This window comes from Pseudoalteromonas distincta, from assembly GCF_000814675.1.
Classification (GTDB): Bacteria; Pseudomonadota; Gammaproteobacteria; order Enterobacterales; family Alteromonadaceae; genus Pseudoalteromonas; species Pseudoalteromonas distincta.
The window spans coordinates 81,110-103,346 of sequence record NZ_JWIG01000026.1 but is presented as its reverse complement, the minus strand read 5'-3'; the positions used below and the strand labels follow the sequence as shown (position 1 = coordinate 103,346).

The 22,237-nt window shown below is 40.4% G+C and carries 22 protein-coding genes; 9 read left to right on the top strand and 13 right to left on the bottom strand.

From position 1 onward, the window contains the following. Together QT16_RS17240 and QT16_RS17235 are read left to right on the top strand one after the other, a co-directional pair. The coding region (locus QT16_RS17240; protein ID WP_039487489.1) for an IS3 family transposase at positions 1–644 on the top strand (644 nt) is incomplete at its 5' end. Between the two features lie 187 nt (positions 645–831). Then, positions 832–2,031 carry an Nramp family divalent metal transporter gene (locus QT16_RS17235; protein ID WP_039489626.1) on the top strand — a complete coding sequence of 400 codons (1,200 nt, stop codon included), beginning with the start codon at positions 832–834 and terminating at the stop codon, positions 2,029–2,031. A gap of 103 nt (positions 2,032–2,134) precedes the next feature. On the opposite strand, the gene QT16_RS17230 is transcribed toward QT16_RS17235, so the two are convergent. Further along, positions 2,135–2,587 carry a hypothetical protein gene (locus QT16_RS17230; protein WP_039489624.1) on the bottom strand — a complete coding sequence of 151 codons (453 nt, stop codon included), beginning with the start codon at positions 2,585–2,587 and terminating at the stop codon, positions 2,135–2,137. Between QT16_RS17230 and QT16_RS17225 the strand changes: the two genes are divergently transcribed. Continuing rightward, the gene (locus QT16_RS17225; protein ID WP_039489622.1) at positions 2,572–3,762 is read left to right on the top strand and encodes a PQQ-dependent sugar dehydrogenase; all 1,191 of its coding nucleotides are present in this window, start codon (positions 2,572–2,574) and stop codon (positions 3,760–3,762) included. The genes QT16_RS17230 and QT16_RS17225 overlap by 16 nt on opposite strands. 300 nt (positions 3,763–4,062) lie before the next feature. On the opposite strand, the gene QT16_RS17220 is transcribed toward QT16_RS17225, so the two are convergent. After that, positions 4,063–4,470: a hypothetical protein gene (locus QT16_RS17220; protein WP_024595227.1), complete on the bottom strand. Its 408-nt coding sequence runs from the start codon at positions 4,468–4,470 to the stop codon at positions 4,063–4,065. Positions 4,471–4,806: 336 nt separating this feature from the next. On the opposite strand from QT16_RS17220, the gene QT16_RS17215 reads away from it, so the two are divergent. After that, on the top strand, positions 4,807–5,760 hold the full coding sequence (locus tag QT16_RS17215) for an IS110 family RNA-guided transposase (protein ID WP_039489620.1): 954 nt from the start codon (positions 4,807–4,809) through the stop codon (positions 5,758–5,760). 34 nt (positions 5,761–5,794) lie between these two features. Here the strand turns inward: QT16_RS17215 and QT16_RS17210 are convergent, their stop codons facing one another. The 8 genes from QT16_RS17210 to lrp form a co-directional block, all read right to left on the bottom strand. Continuing rightward, positions 5,795–6,094, bottom strand: a complete 300-nt coding sequence (locus QT16_RS17210) for a hypothetical protein (protein ID WP_039489619.1) — start codon at positions 6,092–6,094, stop codon at positions 5,795–5,797. Positions 6,095–6,199: 105 nt separating this feature from the next. After that, positions 6,200–6,418, bottom strand: a complete 219-nt coding sequence (locus QT16_RS17205) for a hypothetical protein (protein WP_039489617.1) — start codon at positions 6,416–6,418, stop codon at positions 6,200–6,202. 380 nt (positions 6,419–6,798) lie between these two features. Next, positions 6,799–8,103: a serine--tRNA ligase gene (gene serS / locus QT16_RS17200; protein ID WP_039489615.1), complete on the bottom strand. Its 1,305-nt coding sequence runs from the start codon at positions 8,101–8,103 to the stop codon at positions 6,799–6,801. A gap of 9 nt (positions 8,104–8,112) precedes the next feature. Then, entirely contained in the window at positions 8,113–8,493 is a 381-nt protein-coding gene (gene crcB / locus QT16_RS17195) for a fluoride efflux transporter CrcB (protein ID WP_039489613.1), read from the bottom strand. Then, positions 8,486–9,829: a replication-associated recombination protein A gene (locus tag QT16_RS17190; RefSeq protein WP_039489611.1), complete on the bottom strand. Its 1,344-nt coding sequence runs from the start codon at positions 9,827–9,829 to the stop codon at positions 8,486–8,488. The genes crcB and QT16_RS17190 overlap by 8 nt, the downstream gene beginning before the upstream one ends. Further along, positions 9,822–10,448 carry an outer membrane lipoprotein periplasmic chaperone LolA gene (gene lolA / locus QT16_RS17185; protein WP_039489610.1) on the bottom strand — a complete coding sequence of 209 codons (627 nt, stop codon included), beginning with the start codon at positions 10,446–10,448 and terminating at the stop codon, positions 9,822–9,824. The genes QT16_RS17190 and lolA overlap by 8 nt, the downstream gene beginning before the upstream one ends. Continuing rightward, on the bottom strand, positions 10,445–12,943 hold the full coding sequence (locus tag QT16_RS17180) for a DNA translocase FtsK (protein ID WP_039489607.1): 2,499 nt from the start codon (positions 12,941–12,943) through the stop codon (positions 10,445–10,447). The genes lolA and QT16_RS17180 overlap by 4 nt, the downstream gene beginning before the upstream one ends. A 174-nt stretch (positions 12,944–13,117) precedes the next feature. Beyond that, positions 13,118–13,597 carry a leucine-responsive transcriptional regulator Lrp gene (lrp, locus tag QT16_RS17175; RefSeq protein WP_007582985.1) on the bottom strand — a complete coding sequence of 160 codons (480 nt, stop codon included), beginning with the start codon at positions 13,595–13,597 and terminating at the stop codon, positions 13,118–13,120. Positions 13,598–13,739: 142 nt separating this feature from the next. Between lrp and ald the strand changes: the two genes are divergently transcribed. Further along, positions 13,740–14,861: an alanine dehydrogenase gene (gene ald, locus QT16_RS17170; protein ID WP_039489605.1), complete on the top strand. Its 1,122-nt coding sequence runs from the start codon at positions 13,740–13,742 to the stop codon at positions 14,859–14,861. Between the two features lie 108 nt (positions 14,862–14,969). On the opposite strand, the gene pssA is transcribed toward ald, so the two are convergent. Next, on the bottom strand, positions 14,970–16,295 hold the full coding sequence (pssA, locus tag QT16_RS17165) for a CDP-diacylglycerol--serine O-phosphatidyltransferase (RefSeq protein WP_002962483.1): 1,326 nt from the start codon (positions 16,293–16,295) through the stop codon (positions 14,970–14,972). Between the two features lie 287 nt (positions 16,296–16,582). Here pssA and trxB point away from each other — a divergent pair, with 287 nt between their 5' ends. The 4 genes from trxB to infA all read left to right on the top strand — a co-directional run bounded on the left by trxB (position 16,583) and on the right by infA (position 19,353). Continuing rightward, on the top strand, positions 16,583–17,533 hold the full coding sequence (gene trxB / locus QT16_RS17160) for a thioredoxin-disulfide reductase (protein ID WP_002962484.1): 951 nt from the start codon (positions 16,583–16,585) through the stop codon (positions 17,531–17,533). Positions 17,534–17,630: 97 nt separating this feature from the next. Beyond that, positions 17,631–18,347 (top strand): leucyl/phenylalanyl-tRNA--protein transferase, encoded by a 717-nt coding sequence (gene aat / locus QT16_RS17155; protein WP_039489602.1) that lies wholly within the window; start codon positions 17,631–17,633, stop codon positions 18,345–18,347. Further along, entirely contained in the window at positions 18,340–19,044 is a 705-nt protein-coding gene (locus QT16_RS17150) for an arginyltransferase (protein WP_039489600.1), read from the top strand. Before aat ends, QT16_RS17150 begins: the two co-directional genes overlap by 8 nt. 90 nt (positions 19,045–19,134) lie before the next feature. Then, positions 19,135–19,353 (top strand): translation initiation factor IF-1, encoded by a 219-nt coding sequence (gene infA, locus QT16_RS17145; protein ID WP_002962494.1) that lies wholly within the window; start codon positions 19,135–19,137, stop codon positions 19,351–19,353. A gap of 214 nt (positions 19,354–19,567) precedes the next feature. Here the strand turns inward: infA and clpA are convergent, their stop codons facing one another. Next, a complete protein-coding gene (gene clpA / locus QT16_RS17140) occupies positions 19,568–21,829 on the bottom strand; it encodes an ATP-dependent Clp protease ATP-binding subunit ClpA (protein ID WP_039489587.1) in 2,262 nt (753 codons plus the stop codon). Between the two features lie 93 nt (positions 21,830–21,922). After that, positions 21,923–22,231: an ATP-dependent Clp protease adapter ClpS gene (gene clpS, locus QT16_RS17135; protein ID WP_021032429.1), complete on the bottom strand. Its 309-nt coding sequence runs from the start codon at positions 22,229–22,231 to the stop codon at positions 21,923–21,925. Between the last annotated feature and the right edge of the window lie 6 nt (positions 22,232–22,237).

Here is a 22,237-nt window from a genome sequence, read left to right as displayed (position 1 = left end):
GTTTAGGTCGAGACGCTTTCTTTAGTTACCTGAAAAATGAACATTTATTGGTTAAGCCTAAGCGTAGTTATACAAAAACTACGTTTAGTAAACATTGGATGAAAAAGCATCCTAATTTACTTAAAGATAGGCAGCCATCGAAGCCAGAAGAGGTATTTGTAAGCGATATAACCTACGTTCAATCAGCGCAAGGAGTTCACTATCTATCACTAGTAACTGATGCGTATAGTCGAAAAATTATGGGATATGAACTCAGTGATGAAATGAAGGCGACAGATGTGGTTAAGGCATTAGATATGACCATCAATAATCGTCAGTATCAATGTAGTACGATTCATCATTCAGATAGAGGGTTGCAGTATTGCTCGCGGGTATATCAAGTAAAGCTTAATGAAAATGGCATTATTCCATCAATGACCGATGGCTACGACTGCTATCAGAATGCACTGGCGGAGCGTATTAACGGCATATTGAAGCAGGAATTCTTACTCTATAAATGCCAAAACCTAGAAGAGCTAAAGCAGCTCGTCGATGAATCGATATTGATATACAATGAATTGAGGCCGCATTTAAGTTTAGGAATGAAAACACCAAACCAAGTGCATAAAAAAGACCAGGAGCAAAAGCTACTGGCCTTCATTTAAAACCGTCAACGTATTTTAGGACGGGACATATGCTTATAAAAAAGAAATCGTCAAGGAGCGAATACTGCTGCAAGGCACTTACTGTAAGTGACAGCTTTAACACAACAGGCATCGCGTATAATTATTGATTTTAAACGTTAGATGTAACTTTAAATAGCAACATGCATTAGCACTATTAAGGTCAATTATGCGATTAGGACCAGGACTACTCGTCACTGCAGCCTTCATTGGGCCAGGAACAATTACTACCGCCAGCGTGGCAGGTGCAAACTTTGGTTTTGCACTTATATGGACATTACTGTTTTCAGTTGTTGCCACTATATTATTACAATCTATGGCGGCGCGCCTTGGCGTTGCCACCGGGCAAGATTTAGCTCAAGCGCTCAGAGCACATATTCAAACGCCTTTATTCAAATCTTTAGCTATATTTTTAGTCATTAGCGCCATTGGTGTGGGCAGTGCAGCTTATGAAGCGGGTAACTTAAGTGGCGCTAGCATGGGGTTAATTGAAATATTCCCTCAAGTTAGTCCTCAACTATGGACACCACTTATTGCTTTTTTTAGTGCAGCTTTACTGTATAGCGGCAAACATAAAGTGGTTGAAAACGCGCTAATTTTACTCGTTATTTTAATGAGCTTAGTGTTTATCTCAACACTTGTAATGGCAGCGCCTTCACTGGGTGATGTATTTGCTGGCTTTATTCCTAGTATGCCTGAAGGCTCTATTACAACCATACTAGCTTTAGTTGGTACTACCATTGTGCCGTATAACTTATTTTTGCACTCCGGCGTACTCGCTGCTAGACACGACAGTAACAGCGACATGCAAAAAGTGATTAAACAAACAAATGTTGATACAGGCCTATCAATCACTTTAGGCGGTGTGATCACTTTAGCTATTTTATCTACAGCTTCAGTTGCATTTTATGGCACCGATGCGGGGCAAATTAGTGCGGCTAACATGGCCGTGCAGCTAGAGCCATTGCTTGGCGACGCCGCTCATTACTTTTTTGCTATTGGCTTATTTGCTGCAGGTTTAACAAGCGCGATTACAGCGCCACTTGCCGGTGCTTATGCCGTGTGTGGCATGTTAGGTTGGTCTAACGATATGAGCAACACGCGCTTTAAAGGCGTCGCTATTGTTATTTTATTGTTTGGTGCTGCTGTGGCGTCACTCGGTTTAGACCCTGTCGCGGTAATTATATTCGCGCAAGCGGCTAACGGGTTATTACTCCCTATTGTTAGCACCTACCTTGTATGGCTGGTTAATCAAAAAGGGGTTATGGGAAACTACACAAATTCTTTTGTGTTAAACCTGGTGACCCTGCCCGTTTTAATCCTAATTTTTGGGTTAAGTAGCTACAAACTAATTAGTTTAATTTTTTAATTTAACTCTAAAGGCCATATTTAAAGCCCGCTGTTTACAATAAACAGCGGGCTTTATTTATTAATCACCAAATAACGTATAAGCCGTACTTATATTCACACATCTAATACGCTTTTTGGTTTTTAGTTGCTTTAAATAATTGTGAAAATGTAAAACCACCTACCGCGCCTGCAAGCAGTTGAGCATAAAAACCCCAGCCTCTTGCGCCCGCTATAATATGAATATTCATAATTGATTCAATGGCAATTAGCACAATGGCAAATGCCACAATGCCAGCAATAACAAATAACTGAGTACTGTATTTTTTAACCTTTTTATTAAGCTTTGCGGTAACAAAAAAAGCGATGGCAAGTGCTAGGGCAATAATAGCGCCGTAGGTAGGTAATAGGCCTAACCAATCATCAAGCGTTAAACTAGCACGATCACTAAAGCCCACCACTACACCTACATTAACTAATTGATTGACAACGTATTGGCTATGAAACAAGCTAGCAAGTGTGAATGTAAGTAACCAAGAAACTAAAAATGAAGGCAATATACGTGTTAAAAACGACATGGTTATCTCAACTTAAAATAAAGCTTTTTTCTTATACTAGCCATGCTAGCAAAGGCTTGCCCCGTAAACAATGTATCTCTTTTTTTACTCTGCTTTCGCTTTGTGCGTTTTCTGTTAATGCAATCGCTGCGCTCCCAAAGGAGCAATACAGTACAAAAACACTGGCTACGCAATTACAGTCTCCGTGGAGCATGGTTGAACTACCAAACGGCACATGGTTAATTACAGAGCGTGATGGTCATGTAGTTATAGTTAAAAACAACGCGCAATCAAGAGTAAAATTAAACCTTGAGGGCTTATACGTTGCGGGCCAAGGTGGTTTACTCGACATAGTATTATCACCAGATTATAACGACTCCAAAGAAGTTATTTTTACCTATGCCCAAGGTGGTGCAAGCGCAAACAGGCTTGTTGTTGCCAAAGCCACGTTTAATGGCACTGACTTTTCAAAACCTAACATTATTTATAAAGTAGCGACTGATAAAAACACACCGCAACATTACGCAGGACGCGCCCTTGTCCTACCCGACAATACGTTATTAGTTTCAACGGGCGATGGGTTTGACTTTAGAGAGCAAGCACAAGTTATCACCAGCCAACTTGGTAAAATATTACGTATAAACCTAGATGGCACCATTCCAATAGACAACCCATTTATTAATCACAAAAACCCAAATGCGCATGCTGTTTACTCACTCGGTCATCGTAACCCTCAAGGCTTAGTTTATGATTACGATACGCAGCAAATTATTAGCAACGAACACGGCCCTGCAGGCGGTGACGAGCTAAACTACTTAACCGCTGGGACTAATTACGGCTGGCCGGTAATCACCTATGGCAAAGATTACTCGCAAGCGCGTATTTCACCATTTACCGAATATAAAGGCATGCAAAAACCAAGTGTTAATTGGACGCCATCAATAGCGCCATCAGGCATGGCGTATTACGGCTCTAAACATACCGCCTTCCCTTCACTACAACAACATGTGCTTATCACTACTCTTGTTGATAAAAAGCTCTACAGCGTTAATCTGGTAAGTGGTGAATTTAAACAGTCTCACGTATTTCCTAAGGCCGCAGGGCGATTAAGAGATGTGTTTATAACTAATAAGGGTAACGTCGCGGTATTAACAGACGGTAAAGAGGCAAAGCTGATGTTGTTTCAAGCAAATTAATTCACAAAGAGGATTAGAGGCGCTTCGCTTTTGGAGGATAAAAGCGGTTTCAATAGGCCGTATTAATAAATTTAAGAACTCTGTTGGGTGGCGCCTTCGGCTTAACTAACCTACCTTTTTACGTAGGTCGGATAAGTGGCGAAGCCACGCCATCCGACAAGAATAGTGAATTAACATCGGACAACCCAACTTACCACGTGCTTTAGAACTTGACGTCTGAAGTCAAGATTTGATCCTTTATTTTTTTAGCGCTTGCTGTCCACCTCAGGGCGTGTTGTTATATGACTTTTACGTTTTAAATTATGACCACAATATATGAACTTTAACCTTGTAGGTTTGCCAATTTATTTGAACCCAACCACCTACAGCGTTCTCTTCTCCAGGGTATATTTCATATTCACTAATAAACTCTGTTATAGATATTGGGTTGTTATCCTTTAACCGTTTTGAGTTACTTATCCAATTTTTGAGATTTGTCTCAGTACTAGTAAACTCCATATCATATGTTCGATTGAATCCACCGCCATACATTTCTATATTAAAGTCTTTAATATTTTCAGGTAAATCTGCTAGTCCACCCCAAGATAAAGTGTGCTTAATAGAGTCATTTACTCGCCAAGGGAACATATAGCTTGAAGTTTCATACCAAATCGTTCCCATAACAAGAACAACCAATATGAAGAAACTCCACAATAATTTTTTTAGCACGGAACATCCCTAGTCATATAAACGCCGTTTTAAGCGGCAAATTGCAGTTGGCTAAAATAAGTGAGGCACGAACAAAAAGCCAACTGTAATTTGTCCGACTTAAAACCCTTCTATGGATAATAAACCCATAAATTAATTAATACTTTAACCAAGTTCGGGTAATATGAGGCTCAAGCTTTGGCTGCAACCAAAGCCTTTTATACAGTAGTTCGATTGATTGAAGGCTCCTCTATTGAGAGACCGATAACAAGAAAGAACGCTGTATAAACTCCAAGCATTAAACTCGGATAGTCAACGGGGCCTCGAGCCCGAATCGCAAGGCAGAGTCAGCTTATTATGAATACACTCAATAATCAAAATGAAATTAACGTCGGTGTCGATACAGGTAAAACTCAACTCGATATTTACATCCGACCGTTAGATATATATTTCACCGTAGAAAACAATGACGGCGGCATTAAACACGCTATAAAAACACTAAAAAAGCACCCAATAACGCGTGTTACTATTGAAGCAACTGGGCGCCTTGAACACCCCTTTATTATGGCGTGTGCTCAAGCGAATATCCCTTTAGTTGTTGCTAATCCCGTTAATATTAAACGTTTCGCAGGCGCTATTGGCCAAAAAGCAAAAACAGATAAACTTGATGCGCAACTCATCGCTCATTTTGGTGAAGCAATAAAGCCACCACTCTCATCTTTAACGCCAGAGCAGATGCGCTTGATGAGTGATTTACTTTCTAGAAGAAGGCAGTTAATGGATATGCAAACGATGGAGAAAAATCGTTCACAGATAATGCCAAAAACAATATCATCACTAATAAAACCTATCCTAACGGCATTAAAAAATCAGATTGACAAAGTAGATTTGAAACTACAAAAACTCATCAAAGAATGTGACGAATATAAGGTCAAGAATGACATTATTCAAAGTGTGCCTGGCGTTGGGAATGTTGTCGCATTTAACTTACTTAGTGACATGCCTGAGCTTGGGTGTGTAAACAATAAAGAGGCTGCATCACTGGTTGGTGTTGCACCATTTAATCGAGAAAGTGGTGCTTATCAGGGTAAACGGATGATACGAGGTGGACGGCCAAAAATTAGAACCGCAATGTATATGACAATGATGTCAGCTATCCAATGTAACCCTAAATTTAAAGCTATTTATCATCGGCTAGTCGCGGCAGGGAAACCTAAAAAAGTGGCTATTATTGCCTGTATAAGAAAGCTTATAGTAATCATAAATTCTATGGTGAGGGATGGTGTCATGTGGGATCCTAAAATGGTTTGAAATTAGGAATTGACACCATAGTCACTTGTTATGTTCACTGATCCAGCGATTCCTCAGTTACAACTAATTCGTGTTGCCCAGGAATTAAACTACTAAGCACAAGGGCAGCAAACACCACTAAAACAAACAACAAAGGGCTATAAAAGATAGAACTTTCCTTGATTGGATAAAAGAAAGCAGTTGATGCACCTACAATTCCTGCGATATAACCACGCCTTGTAGTGAACTCATGTATTGAGCCACAATTTACACAACGGTATTTAGTCCATTTAAAGGCTGTTAAAAACCAACTAAGTGATATTTTCTTAGAACAACTTCTACATTGAGGAAACATCGGAAAGACTCCTTTCTTAATTTGTAAACATAACGCCCCAATATGCCGACGAAACGAGCGCAGCGAGTTGAGTTCGGAATAATTGGATTGTTATGTGATTACTATTTAACGCCCCGCGCTTTTGTTTTTAGACTTAAACAAACCTTTACCAGTTAATAGCGACAAATAAACACCCACTACAATTATCATTAACATTGAGCCAATAAAAAGTTCTCTTTGAATTACAAAAGTAACTGGAATTACAGAGGCTATAAATAACATAAAAGTGGATGAGATATTCTTCTTAGTAATATAACTCGCAGTTTTAATTCTAAATAATTTCATTATTAAACTCCTTTTTTGTTTTCAGCACAAATCACATAACAATTTTGTATCCGACATTTGTCGCTTTATAAACCGACAAATGTCCAAATATTACAAAGATTCTAACTTAACCAGCTAATAAAGACTTGTAAACAACTAGTTAGCCGATATTTAAGTTACCTTGATGTAGAAATACCCCAAAATGGTAGAGATCAGTAATATCGGACAAAAAAGTAATGAGCTATAAAAATAGGTGTAAGCGATGTTATTAATAAGATAACTTAAATTTTTCTCTAAGCTTTTGCCTTTAACCTAAAACAAAAAAGCCGCTGTTTATTACAAACAGCGGCTTTCGAATTAAGATTTACAAGCTTAAAACTTGCTTAACTTAAACTTGATTTTTATTGTTTACCAATCACTTCAAGTCCACCCATGTATGGGCGTAATACTTCTGGTACTACTACTGACCCATCGGCTTGTTGGTAGTTTTCTAGTATGGCTACTAGTGTACGGCCAACGGCTAAGCCTGAACCATTTAGTGTATGTAGTAACTCTGGCTTTTTAACACCTTCACGACGAAAACGTGCTTGCATTCTACGCGCCTGAAAGTCAGCCATGTTTGAACATGATGAAATTTCGCGGTATGTATCTTGCGCAGGTAACCATACTTCTAAATCGTATGTTTTAGCTGAACCAAAGCCCATGTCGCCCATACATAAAATTACTTTACGGTATGGAAGTTCAAGCGCTTGTAGTATTTGCTCTGCGTGACCTGTTAACTCTTCAAGCGTTGCCATTGAGTCTTCTGGTTTTACAAGTTGTACTAATTCAACTTTATCAAACTGGTGCTGACGAATTAGGCCACGTGTATCGCGACCATAACTGCCTGCTTCACTTCTAAAACACGGAGTGTGAGCAACTAAACGAATTGGTAAATCGCTTTCGTCGTAAATTTCGTCGCGGGCGCTGTTTGTAAGCGGTACTTCAGCTGTAGGAATTAAGCTAAAGCCGGCTTGTTGTTCGCCGTCGTCATTTACAAGGCCTAATGTGTGGAACAAATCGCCCGCAAATTTAGGTAATTGGCTAGTGCCGTAAAGGCTTGCGCTATTTACTAGGTACGGTACATACATTTCTGTGTAGCCGTTTTTATCAGCATGTGTATCTAGCATAAATTGCGTTAGTGCACGGTGCATACGCGCTACTTGGCCACGCATTACAGTAAAGCGTGCGCCACTAATTTTAACGCCCATTTCAAAGTCTAAACCGTTTAGGTCTTGGCCTACATTTACGTGGTCTTTAACTTCAAAATCAAACTTTTTAGGTGTACCCCACGTTAAAATTTCAACGTTGTCGTCCTCATCTTTACCTGCAGGTACTGACTCGTCTGGCAAGTTAGGAATTGCTAAAGCAATGTCGTTAATGGCGGCTAATACTTCATCTTGCTCTGTTTTAGCGGCGTCTAGCTCACTGCCTAAGTTAGCCACTGCATCAAGTAGAGGCTGTGCGTCTTCGCCTTTAGCTTTGGCTTGACCAATTGCTTTTGCGCTTGCATTACGTTGACTTTGAAGTTCTTGCGTTTTTACTTGTAATGTTTTGCGTTTTTCTTCAAGTGCCGTTACCGTCGCTACATCGAGTTCGTAACCGCGCGCCGCTAAACGTGCTGCAGTTTGTTCGATGTCTTGACGTAAAAATTTAGAATCTAACATGTTAGTTTTTTAACCTTTTTGCATTACTAGCTGAAGGCCCAGCCAAGCCATAAAAATACACACCATCACGTTTAAGATGATATTGAGGGCCATTTTAATAAAGTGACCTTGTTGTAATAACAACAACGAGTCCATTGAGAATGTTGAAAAGGTGGTTAATGCACCTAAAAAGCCAATACCGATAAGGGTTTTGGCGGGGCTTGCGGTGATAATTTCTTTATCTATCAAACCGTACAAAATGCCCATTAACAATGAACCCAGAATATTAACCGTCAACGTGCCAAAAGGGAATCCCCTACCGAGGAGTTTTAGCATGGTTTCGCTAATAAAAAACCGTAAACACGCACCTGAGGCTCCGCCAAGGGCGATCATCATATAAAGTTTAATCATTTTCGTATCGTCTAAATGGGCTTTGCGCATCGCGCTCTTTTAGGTAATCGAGTTTTTGTTTAATTTTTTGTTCAAGTCCGCGCTCGCTCGGTAAGTAATATTCTTTGCCGTCCATTTCTGATGGTAAGTATTTTTCACCTGCGGCAAATGCGCCTTCTTCGTTATGCGCATAACGATACTCAGCACCATACCCTAAGTCTTTCATTAAGTTGGTTGGGGCATTGCGTAAATGCTCTGGTACTGGGTAACTTGGCTCGTTTTTGGCATCTGCTTTTGCTTGATTAAACGCCATATATACCGCATTACTTTTAGGTGCGCTGGCTAAATACAGTGTGGCTTGTGCAATTGCACGCTCGCCCTCGCTTGGACCAACACGTTGAAATATATCCCATGCATTTAAAGCCACTTCCATTGCGCGCGGATCGGCGTTACCTATGTCTTCTGTAGCTATGGCAAGCAAACGCCTTGCTACATACAAAGGGTCGCCACCACCGGCTAAAATTCGGCAATACCAATACAGTGCACCGTCGGGGGAGCTACCTCGTACTGATTTATGAAAGGCCGATATTAAATCGTAAAACTCATCTCCGCCTTTATCGTATTTAGCTAAATGCGTGGGTAGCACTTGGCTAAGTACGTGCTCATCTACGTTGTATTGACCGTTTTGCTCGGACGTTAAATCAACTGCTTGTTCAAGTAAATTAAGTACTTTACGCGCATCGCCGCCACTTGCTTGGCACAGTGCCTTTTTAGCGTTGTCGGCAATAGTGATGTATTTTTGGCTTAGCTGCTCGTCTTGTTTAAGTGCACGTTCTATTACGGTGTATAAGTCGGTATCGGCAAGCGATTTTAAAACATACACGCGTGCACGCGACAATATAGCGTTGTTAAGGGCAAACGATGGGTTTTCTGTGGTTGCACCTACAAATATAAAGGTGCCGTCTTCTATGTGCGGTAAAAAGGCATCTTGTTGGGATTTATTAAAGCGATGAACTTCGTCAACAAACATAAGGGTGCGTTGGCCACGGCTTTCTAGGTTGTCCCGCGCTTGCGTTACGCTGTCGCGTATATCTTTTACGCCTGCAGTTACCGCCGACATTTGAATAAGTGAGGCATCAGCATGGTTGGCAATTATTTGCGCAAGTGTTGTTTTACCCACACCAGGCGGACCCCATAAAATTAAACTATGGCATCGCCCCGCGACAATGGCTTGATGCAGTGGTTTATCAGCGCTTAATAAGTGCTGCTGACCAATGTATTCATCAAGCGTTGTAGGGCGCATACGCGCAGCAAGTGGGCGTACATCGGGCCCAAAATTAAAACCTAAATTACTCACCGTTACTCTGATCGTCTATTTCAACACCTTCAGGAGGCGTAAATTCAAAAGTGCTTTGATCAAGCGGCGTATTAACTTGGGCATTGTTAAACGTAAATGACGATAGCTGCCCTGAGTTGTCGGTAACCACTAGTTTAGCAAGCCCTTGCTCGTTACCCGCAAATGCTATATCAAGTTGTTCTACTTGGCTTTCTACGCCTTTATTTGGCGTTACACTAAAGCCTGTACTTGTTGCAAGTACGCTGTATTTTTCCCACTGTGCTGGGTCTTTTGATGTCAGTAGCACAAATGGTGTTGAGTCGATTAGGCTGTTGGTTTTCATAATCGTTACTTGCTCAGCAAAGCTGTCGAAGTAATAGGTTTTATCACCGTTTGATACAAATAACGTATCGTCTGGATTAGTTTGCTGCCAGCGAATCATCATAGGCTGTTGAAGCGCTATTGTGCCCTCGCCTTGCATAACTGCTTGGCCTTCTTTGTCTGTTACTTGTTGTGCAAACTGCGCTTTAAAGCTTTTCAAAGTGGCAAGTCTGTCTTGTAATGCTTGGCTGTCGTCAGCAAAGCTTGGTGCGGCAAGTACGCTGCCTAACACTAATAATAAGGCGTTAACTTTTTTCATGAATTTGCTCCATTAGGTACTAATACATCGCGAGCACCGTTATGACCTGGTGAACTCACGATACCCGATGTTTCCATTTGTTCTACTAAACGTGCTGCGCGGTTGTAGCCAACACGTAATTTACGTTGTACTGACGATACTGATACTTTGCCGGTTTCAATTACAAACGACACAGCTTCGTCGTATAACGGATCTGATTCTTCATCTGCATTTTCGCTTGCTTCACCGGGTAATAAAATATCTTCAGTGGCATCGCCATTGAGTATTTCGTCAATGTAATTTGGTTTAGCACGTGCTTTCCAATCGTTTACTACGGCGTGTACTTCATGGTCGTCTACAAACGCGCCATGCACACGTTCTGGTACGCTAGTGCCTGGCGGTAAATAAAGCATGTCGCCCATGCCTAGTAAGTTTTCTGCACCTTGTTGGTCAAGTATTGTCCGTGAATCTATTTTGCTTGATACCTGAAACGCCATACGTGTTGGGATATTAGCTTTAATTAAGCCGGTAATTACATCAACCGATGGGCGCTGCGTAGCAAGCACTAAGTGAATGCCTGCCGCACGTGCCTTTTGGGCTATACGGGCAATAAGTTCTTCTACTTTTTTACCTACAATCATCATCATGTCGGCAAATTCGTCTATTACTACAACAATACTTGGTAATTTACCTAGCTCTTCGGGGCCTTCTTTCATGCCATCGGTGTCTTTAAATAATGGGTCAAGAATTGGGTAACCCGCTTCATTGGCTTCAAGCACTTTTTGGTTGTAACCTTTTAAGTTACGCACACCCAATGCTGACATTAATTTATAACGACGTTCCATTTCGCCAACACACCAACGCAGTGCGTTGGCAGCTTCTTTCATATCGGTAACTACTTCACACAATAAATGCGGAATACCTTCATAAACTGAAAGCTCAAGCATTTTAGGGTCAATCATGATCATCCGTACATCGTCAGGACCCGATTTGTAAAGCAAGCTTACTATCATGACATTAACGCCCACTGATTTACCTGAACCAGTTGTACCGGCTACCAATAAATGTGGCATTTTACCTAAATCAGCACATACCGGCTGACCAGCAATGTCTTTACCAAGCACCATGGTAAGTGGCGACGGGTTTTGCTCAAATTTAGGGGCGTTTATAACTTCTGATAAACGAACTATTTCACGGTGTTTATTTGGAAGTTCAATACCAACATAGGTTTTACCTGGAATAACTTCTACAACACGTACACTAATTGCCGAAAGCGAACGGGCTAAATCTTTAGCTAAGCCTGTAATTTTAGACACTTTAATACCTGGCGCTAAATCTAGCTCAAAACGCGTAACAACCGGGCCTGGGTATACCGCTACTACGGTTGCTTGTACGTTAAAGTCGAGAAGTTTTGTCTCTACAAGGCGCGATACGCTATCAAGCTCTTCTTGCGAAATTGGGTTTTTAGCTTTATCCGGTCTGTCGAGTAAATCGAGCGATGGTAATGGCCCTGGTGGTGGCTCTTGCGTTAATAATTGCTCAAATTTTTCTTTTGCCGTTGGTGGTGGTTGATATTGCGCTTTTGGTTTAGGCATTGGTCTTGCTGGCGATACCACCGTTGTAACTGGTTTTTCAGGCTCCACAACTGGGCTTTGATCAAGCGCATTTAATGCAGCAGCCGTGTCCATTGGTTCGTCATCTATTGCGCTAAAGCCAATTTCTTGATCGAGTATATCGTCAAGTTCATCAAACGGCATAAAGTCATCACTAATTTGTGGTTCACTAAATGGTGTTTGAGGCTTATCTATTGCTTTTTGTTTATCTGCTTTTTTAGCTGATGTAGGCAGCTCTATTTGCTCTTTTATATCGTCTTCAAAATGGGCGTCTGCTTCATCGTTATTATTTACTTTACCTGCAGTGTGTTCTCGGTGCATCCAGCCTTTTGCATACGAGACAACATAGCGATAAAGCCTAACCATTAAATCGCCAAGGTAATCTACAAAATCAACCCACGATACTCCCGTCAACAAGGTAAGCCCTGCAAAAAAGAAACACAGCAATAATATAGATGTACCGGTAAAGTTAAACGCAGGCATCATGGCTGATGCAATAACATCGCCCACTACTCCACCCGATGAAAAATTATAAATATCGTCGAAATTAATACTACTAATAGCGGTAGCTGAGGTAATAAATAAAGCAAAACCAATAACACGCAGCGCTAAGGTGGTGTAATCAAGCTGTAAAATGCGGTGAGGTTGTTTAAATAGCAAGTAGCCAAATAGCTGAATGGCCGCAGGCACTAAGTAAGCCAACCAACCAAAGGTGAGTAATAAAATGTCGGCTATCCATGCACCGGCTGCTCCTGTGATGTTGCTTACTTCGCTAAAACTAGTTTGCGACCATGCAGCATCTGCTGGATCAAAGCTGATCAAGGCACATAAAATAAATATTGCCGTAAAGGTACTGATAATCAGCCCTGTTTCTAATAGTCTTTGCACACCATTTAGGCGCATAGTTCCCTATTCCTCTTTATTATTCTATTTTTATTCACACTTACTTAGCAGTGAAATACCTTAGCAGGAAATGCAATTTGTTGCACTTTATCTTAACCTTGATGGCCTGATTATGAACAAGTTTTTATAATTTGAGCTTACTATAAGCAAATGACGCAGTTAATATAAATAACCTTAAGTAATATAAGGACGAATAATTACGCCTTCTTCACCTTTTACTTCTTCCATTACTACATAAGTTCGGCTTTCACTTACGTTAGGCAATTTTAATAATATGTCGCCTAATACGCCACGGTATTCTGACATATCATTTACGCGCGTTTTAAGTAAAAAATCAAAATTACCCGATACTAAATGACATTCAATAATTTCTTCGTGCTTTTTAACCGCAGCACTAAACTCATCAAATACGTCGGGAGATGTTTTAGTAATCGTTACTTCTACATACACCGATAAACCTTGCCCAAGCTTAGCGGGATCGACCACCGCTTTATAGCCAAGTATGTAACCTTCTCGTTCTAGCTTTTTTACTCGCTCCAAGCAGGGCGTGGCGCTTAGGCCAACTCGTCTGGCCAGTTCTACGTTCGACAAGCGTCCATCGTGTTGTAATTCCATTAAAATTTTACGGTCAATTCTATCTAATAATTGATGCATAGTACCAACTAGTTTTTTATGCTGTTTATTTTTATTATCTAGATGATAACACTAGATTTGACTTTAAAAAAGGTGAGACACACGGGCTTATGATGAATATAATAGTGGAAAATGTTAATCCGTTCTTAATAAGGCAAATGATATGATTATTGGTGTTCCTAAAGAAATTAAAAACCATGAATACCGTGTAGGTATGGTTCCTGCAAGTGTTCGTGAATTAGTAAACCACGGTCACCAAGTGATTGTAGAAACTGATGCAGGCATGGGCATTGGTTTTACTAACGAAGATTACACACAAGCGGGTGCTGAAATTTTAGCAACTGCAGCTGATGTTTTTGCAAAAGCAGACATGATTGTAAAAGTAAAAGAGCCGCAAGCTGTTGAACGTGCAATGCTACGTGAAGACCAAATTCTTTTCACTTACTTACACCTTGCACCTGATCTTCCACAAACTGAAGACCTTGTAAAAAGCAAAGCTATTTGTATTGCATACGAAACTGTAACTGACTCACGCGGTGGTTTACCGCTTCTTGCTCCTATGAGCGAAGTTGCTGGTCGTATGTCTATTCAAGCTGGCGCACAAGCGCTAGAAAAATCTAACCACGGTCGTGGCATGCTACTAGGTGGCGTACCAGGCGTTGAAGCTGCTAAAGTTGTTATCATTGGCGGCGGCATGGTTGGTCGTAGCGCAGCTCAAATGGCTGTTGGCCTTGGTGCTGAAGTTGTCGTTCTTGATCGTAACATCGACGTATTACGTGCTCTAGACGCGCAATTTGGTAATAAAGTTAAAGCTATTTACTCAACTGCTGATGCACTAGAAAAACACGTACTAGAAGCTGATTTAGTAATCGGTGGTGTACTGATCCCTGGTGCAGCTGCACCTAAACTAGTAACTGCTGAGCACATTAAAGCAATGAAACCTGGTTCTGCAATTGTTGATGTTGCAATCGACCAAGGTGGCTGTATTGCTACTTCTAAAGCAACGACGCATGCTGATCCAACTTTCATCGTTGATGAAGTTGTTCACTACTGTGTTGCTAACATGCCAGGTGCTGTTCCACGCACATCTACGTTTGCACTTAACAATGCAACATTGCCTTTCATCATTAACCTTGCAAACAAAGGTTATAAAAAGGCGCTACTAGATGACGCTCACTTCTTAAAAGGCTTAAACGTAATTAAAGGCCAAGTAACTTACAAAGAAGTAGCTGAAGCGTTCAACATGGAATATGTTGACCCACGCACAGCGGTAGAAAACGCATAATTTAGCGTTTCGTAGTTAGGTTGGTATTAAATAATATAGTAACTTAACTACAACCCATAAAAAAAGCAGCTAATTAGCTGCTTTTTTTATGTCTGATTTAAAGTAAATTTATATGAAACGCTTAATTATAAAATCTACTTTTACGCGCTTAGCTTGGCCAAGTAGTTTTTTAACTGGCTGCGGGTAATCATCCATTGTTTCTAAATCATCTGGGCCTGTTAAACGGCGGCAGTGTTGTAAAATTTCCTGCTTTTCGTTATCAATAGCATCCATAATTGTTTGCTCTGGATCTTCTATTAAAATACCGTTTTCGATATCAAGACCCCATGCACGCGGATTTAAGTTATGCCCACTCAGTAAATGTTTTGTTCTATCTGAACAAATACCTTTTAAATGAAACGAATTACTTTCATCTTTCCACAGATACACATTTAAATTACCGTTATCGATGTGGCGTTTTTGCGTTTTTACAAACTTATGCAAAATAGTTTCGTATAAATAAGGTAATGCCCCTATTTTACTAAACGGCTCGCTTGGCGGTAAATAAAAGTCATTTGCTGTTTTATCCCCTACCACAATAGTCACTTGCTTGCCTTGCTTTAATAATCGGCGCAGTGATCGCATAAGTGGCGCCGGAAAATTAAAGTATGGCGTATACAACACAAGCTCTTGCTCTGTGGTATCAAATAACGCTTTTATTAAACGATTTAATTCGTTATTACGACGACCAAGCCCTAAAAACAAACGAATACCTAATGCTTGCGTATTCAGTTGCTCTGCTGCGTTGTAACTTGCGACTTTTAAATCACGCATTAATTGCTTTTGATCAAGTTTGAAGTCGTGTAAACGCTTAAGCGGTCGTGTGTCTATGCGTGGCACAGCAACGGAGCTAATTAGCTTTGTCTCAATAAAATCAACCACTGAGTCACACAGCTCGCTCTGCGTTATTAAAAAGTAACGATCGAGTCTGTAACGCTCGTTATACTGCAAATACACGTTGTTTAAGCTTGCGCCGCTGTAAAGTAAGGTATCGTCAATGACAAAACCCTTTAAATGTAATACGCCAAATAATTCTTTAGCTTTTACAGGTACGCCATAAACTTGTACGTTCGATTTAAACTTTTCTAAATCGTCACAATATAAACTTGCGTTACCATCAGATTTCTCTGCACCAATTAAACCACGTTGCGCACGATGAAAATCCACCAGCACTTTTACATCAAGCGCAGGGTTCTCTAATGATACTCGATGCAAGGCTTCTAAAATCTCGCGACCTGCTTCGTCATCCTGTAAATAAAGCGCTGTGATATAAATTCGTTTTTTTGCATTAGCTATCAAACGTAGCAATTGCGTTCGGTAATCTTGCGCATTGGTTAAGACGTTAACGTCTTTTGAAGTCAACCCGAATGCGGGTTTTTCCTGCCAAAATAACATAGTTGCCTATTCGCTTAGGTCACATAATCTATCAGTGACAAATAAAATTAGGTAAAACATAACAAAAAAAATCAAAGGGGTCATGAATTAACGCTGTTTTGTTGCCTGTTAGTCTATTTATTGAGCTACTTAGGTGTTTTAACTGTAAAAGTACTGAGCTCTAGTACACAATACTGCACAGCTTTTCGATTTGCGAAAAAAAATAATCGCGGATTTTGTTTACATCCGCCTTGATTTTCTTAGAATCGAGCGCATTAAAGACCGTATTAAACGTTTAGGAAAAAATAATGACTGAAGCAAAACATTGTAAGCTACTAATTTTAGGCTCTGGCCCAGCTGGTTATACTGCCGCAGTATATGCAGCACGTGCAAATTTAAACCCTGTTTTAATTACAGGCATTCAACAAGGTGGCCAATTAACAACCACGACTGAAGTTGAAAACTGGCCTGGTGATGCACACGGCTTAACGGGCCCTGCATTAATGGATCGTATGAAAGAGCACGCTGAGCGCTTTGAAACTGAAATCATATTCGATCACATCAATAAAGTAGATGTATCTAAGCGCCCTTTCACACTAACTGGCGACCAAGGTACTTACACATGTGATGCGTTAATCATTGCAACAGGTGCTTCTGCTAAATACTTAGGCTTAGAGTCTGAAACTAATTTCCAAGGCCGTGGCGTTTCAGCCTGTGCTACATGTGATGGCTTTTTCTATAAAGGTCAGAAAGTAGCGGTTGTTGGTGGTGGTAATACAGCGGTTGAAGAAGCGCTATACTTATCTAACATTGCTGACGAAGTACATGTTATTCACCGCCGTGATAGTTTCCGTAGTGAAAAAATACTTGCAGATCGCCTTGCTGAAAAAGCAGCTAACGGTAACGTTGTTTTACATTACAACCGTACGCTTGACGAAGTATTAGGCGACCAAATGGGCGTAACTGGTATTCGTATTAAAGATGCACACTCTGATGCAACACAAGAGCTAGATTTAGCCGGTGTATTTATTGCTATTGGTCATAAGCCAAATACAGATATGTTTGTTGGTCAACTAGAAATGAAAGACGGCTACTTAGTTGTAGAGTCTGGATTAAATGGTAACGCAACTCAAACAAGTGTAGAGGGCGTTTTTGCTGCAGGTGATGTGTCTGACCACATTTACCGTCAAGCAATCACATCAGCGGGTACAGGCTGTATGGCTGCCCTTGATGCAGAGCGTTTCTTAGATAATTTATAAGCAATTAAATAAATTATAATAGGGCTGATTATTCAGCCCTTTTTTTATGTCTAAAATATAGTTACACTTTTACGATCAATTATAAAATAAGTACTGTATGAGAAATCAGCTATACCAATTAAGTGAAACCGATATAGCATTCCCCAATCCGGAATACGCATTAGAATCCCCTGATGGCTTGTTAGCAATTGGCGGAGATTTAAGTTTACCTCGCCTAAGTAATGCCTACAAAAGCGGAATATTCCCTTGGTTTAGCGAAGATGAGCCTATTATGTGGTGGTCGCCAAGCGAGCGCGGGATTTTTGAACTGGATGATTTTCATATAAGTAAGAGCCTGCGTAAACATTTAAAAAAGCACCCTGTAAAAGTAACCATTAATAATGCCTTTGAGGAGGTAATAGAAGCTTGTCGCGATCAACGCCTTGATACCGATGGCACTTGGATCACCTCTGACATGCTCAACGCTTACGTTAATGCACATAATGCTGGCATTGCCCATAGCTTAGAAGTGTGGAGCAACGGAGAGCTTGCAGGTGGCTTATACGGTATTATGCAAAATGGTGTTTTTTGTGGTGAATCAATGTTTCATCATCAAACCAATTGCTCCAAGCTTGCTATGTGGGCACTGGTAAATTGGCTTAAACGTCATAATGCGCATTTTATTGATTGCCAGTTAGAAAACCCTTATTTAATGACCTTAGGTGCACAAGTAATCCCCCGTTCCACATTTTTGACTAAACTAAAAGCTGCACATAACTATACTGTTAACCCTATTATGTGGGAGCCACAAGAACTTGACGCAATCTATGAATGAGCAACTTCCTGCACGTGTTGGTTTAACCCAAGAGTTTGACTGTAGTTATTTACCCAACAGACAAGAGCAACTATTAGTTATTCTAGATCCTAGTTGCTACAGCACAGACAAATTTGAGTCATTATTAGGCTTAGGGTTTCGTCGCAGTGGTAACCAAATATACCGTCCACACTGCCCAATATGCAGTGCATGTAACTCTGTACGTGTATTAGCACAAGACTTTATCCCTTCAAAATCGCAAAAACGTAAACTAAACAAAGCAAAAAACCAGTTTGAAGTAAAATACTCGACGCAAGAACGCCCTGAGTATTATCCGCTCTATAGTAAATACATAACGATGCGCCATCAGGATGGAAGTATGTATCCTCCTGAAAAAGAACAGTTTCAAAGCTTTTTACTTTGCAGTTGGCTCAAAATCACATTTATTGAACTATGGCACCAAGATACTTTAGTCGCAGTTGCCGTAACTGATTGTATGAACAGCTCTATTTCTGCAATTTATACTTTTTTTGACCCCGACTTTGAACACTATAGTTTAGGCTCTGTGATGATATTAGAGCAGCTTAAATTTGCAAAAGAGCAAAATAAGCAATACGTGTACTTAGGCTATCAAATTGATGAATGCGATAAAATGAAGTACAAAACTCAGTTTTTACCAGCTCAAAAACAGCTCAATGATGAGTGGGTGGCTATTTAATTTGCAAATATAGCCCCTGCGCCTTTACTTATTGGTGTATTTTGGGCAAAATCTGCAGCGTTTAACTATTAAAGAGGTGTTACGCTAAACATGGCGAAAGAAGACGTAATCGAAATGCAAGGGACAGTCCTTGATACTTTACCAAATACAATGTTCCGAGTTGAGCTAGAAAATGGTCACGTAGTTGTGGCTCACATTTCAGGCAAAATGCGCAAAAACTATATCCGTATTTTAACCGGCGATAAAGTAACGGTAGAAATGACTCCTTACGATTTATCAAAGGGTCGTATCGTATTCCGTGCTCGCTAAGTAAGTGCGTAAACGAGATTTAGTTTTTGGCTAGTGTTTTACTAGCTTTAAGCGTTTATTAAATGTAATTGATAGACATTGACTAGCAATTACATTTAATAAACAAAAAACCCAGTTTTTACTGGGTTTTTTGTTGCCTATAAAAATGGCAAAAAAATGGCCCGCTATTATTTAGCGGGCCATTTTTATTTAACTTAGTTGTGCAATTAACGTTTTACGCTGGCGTTAAATTGCTCTCGTAATCAAAGCGAATCTTCTTGTCTTTAACCGATACTTTAACTGTACCGCCATCAACAAGTTCACCAAACAGTATTTCATTAGCTAATTGCTTTTTAAGCTCTTCTTGAATAACACGTGCCATTGGTCGTGCCCCCATAGCCTTGTCATAACCTTTATCTGCGAGCCATTCACGCGCTTTAGGCGTAAGCTCAAGATTAACCGATTTTTTATCAAGCTGAGCTTGCAGTTCCACAATAAATTTATCAACCACCAGTAAAATAACTTCACGTTCAAGGTGATTAAACCAAATAATGTTATCTAAACGGTTTCTAAATTCTGGCGAAAATACTTTATTAATTTCGCCCATTGCATCGTGCGTGTGATCTTGCTCTGTAAAACCAATCGACTTACGCGTAGTTTCTTGTACGCCCGCATTGGTAGTCATTACAACCACTACATTTCTAAAATCAGCTTTACGACCGTTATTATCGGTTAACGTACCGTGATCCATAACTTGTAGTAAAATATTGTAAATATCTGGATGCGCTTTTTCAATCTCATCTAAAAGTACAACCGCATGTGGGTTTTTAATAACCGCCTCGGTTAATAATCCGCCTTGCTCAAAACCAACATATCCTGGTGGAGCACCAATTAGTCGGCTGATTGCGTGGCGCTCTACATACTCAGACATATCAAAACGAATAAACTCAACACCCATACATTTAGCAAGTTGCTTAGTTACTTCTGTTTTACCAACACCTGTTGGGCCTGCAAACAAGAACGAACCCACTGGTTTTTCTTCGCTTGATAAACCCGAGCGAGATAAACGAATAGCCGATGTAAGCGCATCAATAGATTGATCTTGTCCAAACACCAGCATTTTAAGATTACGGTCTAGATTTTTAAGCGTCTCTTTATCTGTTGAAGACACATTTTGTGGTGGAATACGTGCCATCTTCGATATTATTAGCTCTATATCAGCCACACCGATGGTTTTTTTACGTTTAGAACTAGGTTGTAAACGTTGGTTAGCGCCCGCTTCATCAATTACATCAATTGCTTTATCTGGCAAGTGGCGCTCATTAATGTATTTAGCACTAAGTTCAGCAGCTGCTTTTAATGCTTTTTGAGTGTAGCGAATACCATGGTGCTCTTCGTAACGCTCTTTTAATCCATTTAAAATTTTAGTGGTATCGGCAACACTTGGTTCAAGTACATCAATTTTTTGAAAACGACGTACTAATGCACGGTCTTTCTCAAAGATATTTTTATACTCATTGTAAGTGGTTGAACCCATACAACGTAACTTACCACTTGAAAGAAGTGGTTTAAGTAAGTTTGAAGCGTCCATAACGCCACCAGACGCTGCGCCAGCACCTATTATGGTATGTATTTCATCAATAAATAAAATAGACCCAGGTTGTGCCTGAAGCTCTTTTAGTAAGCTTTTAAAGCGCTTTTCAAAATCGCCACGGTATTTAGTACCTGCAAGCAATGCCCCCATATCTAGTGAGTACACAACTGCATCTGCAATTACTTCTGGTACTTGCTCGTTCACAATACGGTACGCTAAACCTTCAGCAATGGCTGTTTTACCAACGCCCGCTTCACCAACAAGTAATGGGTTATTCTTTTTACGACGACACAATACTTGTACCGTGCGCTCTACTTCGCTGTCGCGCCCAATCAATGGGTCAATATTACCTTCACGAGCCTGAGCGTTTAAGTTAGTTGTAAAGCTGTCTAGCTTACTTGCTTCTTCGTTTTGAACTTCTTGCACTTCTTCATGTATATCATCGCTGTCGTCGCCTAGTTCATCATCAGCTTTTGAAATGCCGTGCGAAATAAAGTTAACAATATCTAAGCGCGATACATCTTGCTTTTTAAGTAAATAAACAGCTTGGCTCTCTTGCTCAGAAAAAATAGCAACCAGTACATTGACACCCGTCACTTCGTTTTTTCCTGACGATTGCACATGAAACACAGCACGTTGTAATACACGCTGAAAACCAAGCGTTGGCTGAGTTTCACGCTCTTCTTCTAAATCTGGGATGACGGGTGTTGTTTCGTCAATAAATTCTAATAATTCGGTTTTTAAGCCTGAAAGATTAACACCACACGCGTTTAAGGCTTCTCCTGCTGAAGGATTATCTAATAGCGCAAGTAAAAGGTGCTCTACGGTCATAAACTCATGACGGCGAGTGCGCGCTTCACGAAACGCGGCATTTAAAGTGAGTTCTAAGTCTTTGTTTAGCATTGGCAACCCCTTACTGAGATAATAATTTATACCACAACAATCGGATGTTTGATCACCCTAATTGGTATTTATACCAATTGTATTAAATTGGTATTATTCCTGCTCACAACTACAAAGCAGTGGATGCTCGTTATCCCGTGAGTAACGGTTAACTTGTTCAACTTTGGTGTAGGCAACATCGGCGCTGTAAACACCGCAAATACCCTTACCTTTTTCATGAACCTGAAGCATCACATCGGTTGCTCTATCGCTATCCATATTAAAAAACGTCGTTAAAACTTCAATTACGAAGTCCATCGGCGTGTAGTCGTCGTTATTTAAAACAACTTTATATTTTCGCGGCGGCTGTAGCTTTTGCTTTTCACTGTCGCGAACTGTGTCGATAACACCTGAATCTTTCATACCACT